The 3,955-nt window shown below is 70.5% G+C and carries 2 protein-coding genes; both read right to left on the bottom strand.

The window, feature by feature from the left end; translation table 11 throughout:
• Positions 1-626: hypothetical protein (locus tag ACFWBF_RS37110; protein WP_385609245.1), on the bottom strand; the 626-nt coding region annotated here is incomplete at its 3' end.
• A 124-nt stretch (positions 627-750) separates the two neighbouring features.
• A complete protein-coding gene (gene leuS, locus ACFWBF_RS37105) occupies positions 751-3,621 on the bottom strand; it encodes a leucine--tRNA ligase (RefSeq protein ID WP_385609244.1) in 2,871 nt (956 codons plus the stop codon).
• Positions 3,622-3,955 lie beyond the last annotated feature (334 nt).

Genomic DNA, 3,955 nt, shown 5'->3' with positions numbered 1-3,955 from the left:
CCGCCCGCGCCGCCGGCCGCGGTCGCGCCCCAGCCCGAAGCCGCAGCCGCGGCCGCGGCCGAGAGGTCGTCCACCGACGCGCGGGACCAGTCCCGCAGCGCGCCCGACTCGACCTCGATCTGCTCCGACAGCGCCGACAGGTCGTCCTGCGCGAACTGCCGGGCCCGGTCGCGGGCGGCCCAGCGCAGCGAGTCCGCAGCCTGCGTGATCTTCGCGGTGCGCTCCCGCAGGTCCGGCAGGCTCTCGGCGGTCCGCTTGCGGTCCGGCTCCTGCTCCAGCCGCTTCAGCTCGTCGTCCAGCTCGTGCCCGTGCCCGCTCAGCCGCTGAAACAGGCCGATCGACTCCTTGAGCGAGGCGTCCGTCCGGACCCCCTCTTCCAGCGCCTGCTGCGTGGCCCGCATCGACGTCCGCAGGTCCAGCCGCAGCTGCGCCAGCGCCGCCGTGACCCCTACCTGCCCGAAGCTCTTGGCCCTCAGCGTGGTGTCCTCCACGGTGCGGCGGGCCTGCGTGATCGTCCGGTCCACACCGCGCCTCGCCGCCCCCACCACCTTGGCGGTCACATACACGCCCAGGCCCAGGAAGGCGAAAAACATCATCATCACGAAGATGATCAGCGCGGCCTCCATGAGTGCCCCTTCCCCAGTCCCCAGCCAGCCTGCTTCTTGCGTCCCCTCCACCGTAAACGCCACAGGCAGGTCGGGGGTTCCAAACGAACCCCCAACCTGCCCGTACGGGATAACCCCTACAACGTCAGACGACGATGTTCACCAGCTTCGGCGCGCGCACGATCACCTTGCGGATCTCCGCACCGCCCAGCGCCGCCACGACCGCCTCGTCGGCCAGCGCCAGCTGCTCCAGGTCCGCGTCGGAGATCGTCGGCGGCACCTCCAGGCGCGCCTTGACCTTGCCCTTGATCTGGACGACGCAGGTGACGCTCTCGTCCACCACGTAGGCCGGGTCCGCGACCGGGAAGTCCTGGTGGACGACCGAGGCGGTGTGCCCCAGCCGGCTCCACAGCTCCTCCGCGATGTGCGGGGCCAGCGGGGCGACCAGCAGCACCAGACGCTCCGCGACCGAGCGCTCCAGCGGCCGGCCCGCCTTCGTCAGGGCGTTGTTCAGCTCGGTGATCTTCGCGATGGCCGTGTTGAACCGCAGCCCCGCCATGTCGGCGCCGACCCCGTCGATCGCCTTGTGCAGCGCGCGCAGGGTGTCCTCGCCCGGCTCGCCGTCCACGACGGTGACCGCGCCGGTCTCCTCGTCGACGATGTTGCGCCACAGCCGCTGCAGCAGCCGGTACTGGCCGACCACCGCGCGGGTGTCCCACGGACGCGAGACGTCCAGCGGGCCCATGGCCATCTCGTACAGGCGCAGGGTGTCCGCGCCGTACTCCTCGCAGATCTCGTCCGGGGTGACGGCGTTCTTCAGGGACTTGCCCATCTTGCCGTGCTCGCGCTTGACGGGCTCGCCCCGGTGGAAGTAGCCGCCGTCGCGCTCCTCGACCTCGGCCGCCGGGACGTACACACCGCGCGAGTCGGTGTAGGCGTACGCCTGGATCATGCCCTGGTTGAACAGCTTGTGGAACGGCTCGGCCGACGAGACGTGCCCCAGGTCGAACAGCACCTTCGACCAGAAGCGTGCGTACAGCAGGTGCAGCACCGCGTGCTCGGCGCCGCCCACGTACAGGTCGACACCGCCGTGCGGCGCGCCCTCGCGCGGACCCATCCAGTACTGCTCGACGGCCGGGTCCACCAGGGCCGAGGCGTTGTTCGGGTCCAGGTAGCGCAGCTCGTACCAGCAGGAACCGGCCCAGTTGGGCATGGTGTTGGTCTCGCGGCGGAAGGAGCGCACGCCGCGCCCGTCGCCCAGGTCCAGCTCGACGTTGACCCACGCCTCGTTGCGCGACAGCGGGGTCTCCGGCTTCGACTTCGCGTCGTCCGGCTCGAAGGTGCGCGGCGAGTAGTCCTCGACCTCCGGCAGCTCCAGCGGCAGCATCGACTCGGGCAGCGCGTGCGCGACGCCGTCCTCGTCGTAGGCGATCGGGAAGGGCTCGCCCCAGTAGCGCTGCCGGCTGAACAGCCAGTCGCGCAGGCGGAAGTTGACCGTGCCCTCGCCGATGCCGCGCTCGGACAGCCAGTCGGTGATCGCGGCCTTCGCCTCGACGACGCCCAGGCCGTCCAGCGAGATGCCCTCGTTCGAGGAGTTGACCAGCTCGGCGTCGTACGAGACGAAGGCGTCGTCCCACGTCGACGGGTCGGTGCCGCGCTCGTCCGACGGCTGGACGACGCAGCGCATCGGCAGCTCGAAGGCCCGCGCGAACTCGAAGTCACGGGCGTCGTGCGCCGGGACCGCCATGATCGCGCCGGTGCCGTAGCCCATCAGCACGTAGTCGGCGATGAAGACCGGGACCTTCGCGCCGCTGACCGGATTGACCGCGTACTCACCGGTGAAGACACCGGTCTTGTCCTTGGCCTCGGCCTGCCGCTCGACGTCCGACTTCGACGCGGCCTGCTTGCGGTACGCCGCGACGGCCTCGGCCGGGGTGGCGTGCCCGCCGGTCCACACCTCGTGGGTGCCCTCGGGCCAGGCGGCCGGGATGAACTTGTCGACCAGCGGGTGCTCGGGCGCCAGGACCATGTAGGTCGCGCCGAACAGCGTGTCGGGGCGGGTGGTGAAGACGGTGATGGCCTCGTCGCCCAGCGCGAAGTCGACGCGCGCGCCCTCGCTGCGGCCGATCCAGTTCCGCTGCTGCAGCTTGATGGCCTCGGGCCAGTCCAGCGCGTCCAGGTCGTCCAGCAGCCGGTCCGCGTAGGCGGTGATCCGCATGTTCCACTGGCTCAGCCGCGACTTGAAGACCGGGAAGTTGCCGCGCTCGGAGCGCCCGTCGGCGGTGACCTCCTCGTTGGCCAGGACCGTGCCCAGCCCGGGGCACCAGTTCACCGGCGCGTCCGAGGCGTACGCCAGCCGGTACTCGTTCAGTACGTCGGCCCGCTCGCCCGCGGTCAGCTCCGCCCAGGAGGCGCCGCCGGGCACCTCACGGGAGCCGTCCTCGAAGGCGGCGATCAGCTCGGCGATCGGGCGGGCCTTCTGCGCGTCCGCGTCGTACCAGGAGTTGTAGATCTGCAGGAAGATCCACTGGGTCCACTTGTAGTAGTCCGGGTCGATCGTCGCGAACGACCGGCGCTTGTCGTGGCCCAGGCCCAGTCGGCGCAGCTGAACCTTCATGTTCTCGATGTTCGCCTCGGTCGACACGCGCGGGTGCGTGCCGGTCTGCACGGCGTACTGCTCGGCCGGCAGGCCGAAGGCGTCGAAGCCCAGGGTGTGCAGGACATTGTGGCCGCTCATCCGCTGGTGGCGGGCGAAGACGTCGGTGGCGATGTACCCGAGCGGGTGGCCGACGTGCAGCCCCGCGCCGGACGGGTACGGGAACATGTCCATGATGAACTTCTTGGGCCGCGCGACGACGGCCGGGTCTCCGGCCAGATCACCGGTCGGGTTCGGGGCCTCGTACGTGCCCTGCGCGTCCCAGACGTCCTGCCAGCGTGCCTCGATGTCGGCGGCCATGGCAGCCGTGTAACGGTGCGCCTCGGCCGCCTCGGGGGCCGGGGTGTTCGTCTCGCTCATGATTTCTGAAGCTCCATCGATCGTCTCTGCCGTCTCTGCCTGCCCAAACGAAAAAACCCCTCGCACAGGAGGGGACGCCGCGCCGATGCCGACCGTCTCGTGGGGTCGGTACTGATCAGCGCGGCTCGGTAAGCAGAAGGCGTACGGCACGCATGGCGTCAGGGTACCGCAGCGGCCCCCACGGGCGCTCGGCCGTCCACACGGCGGGCACCCCGGAAAGCGGGCCACAACGAGAAGCGGGGGGGCCGCCGCGGGGGGGGGGGCGGGGGGCAGGGGGGGGGGGGTGGGTTGTAAAGGAAAACACACCCAAACAAGTGGAGAGAAAAAAAAAACA

This window comes from Streptomyces sp. NPDC060028 (assembly GCF_042736725.1).
Taxonomy (GTDB): Bacteria; Actinomycetota; Actinomycetes; order Streptomycetales; family Streptomycetaceae; genus Streptomyces.
Note: the sequence above shows the minus strand (reverse complement) of the source record. Positions and strands in the feature narration are given on the sequence as shown.

Coding starts and splice junctions, on each gene's coding strand:
- leuS (WP_385609244.1), bottom strand. CDS start 3,621: ATGAGCGAGACGAACACCCCGGCCCCCGAGGCGGCCGAGGCGCACCGT.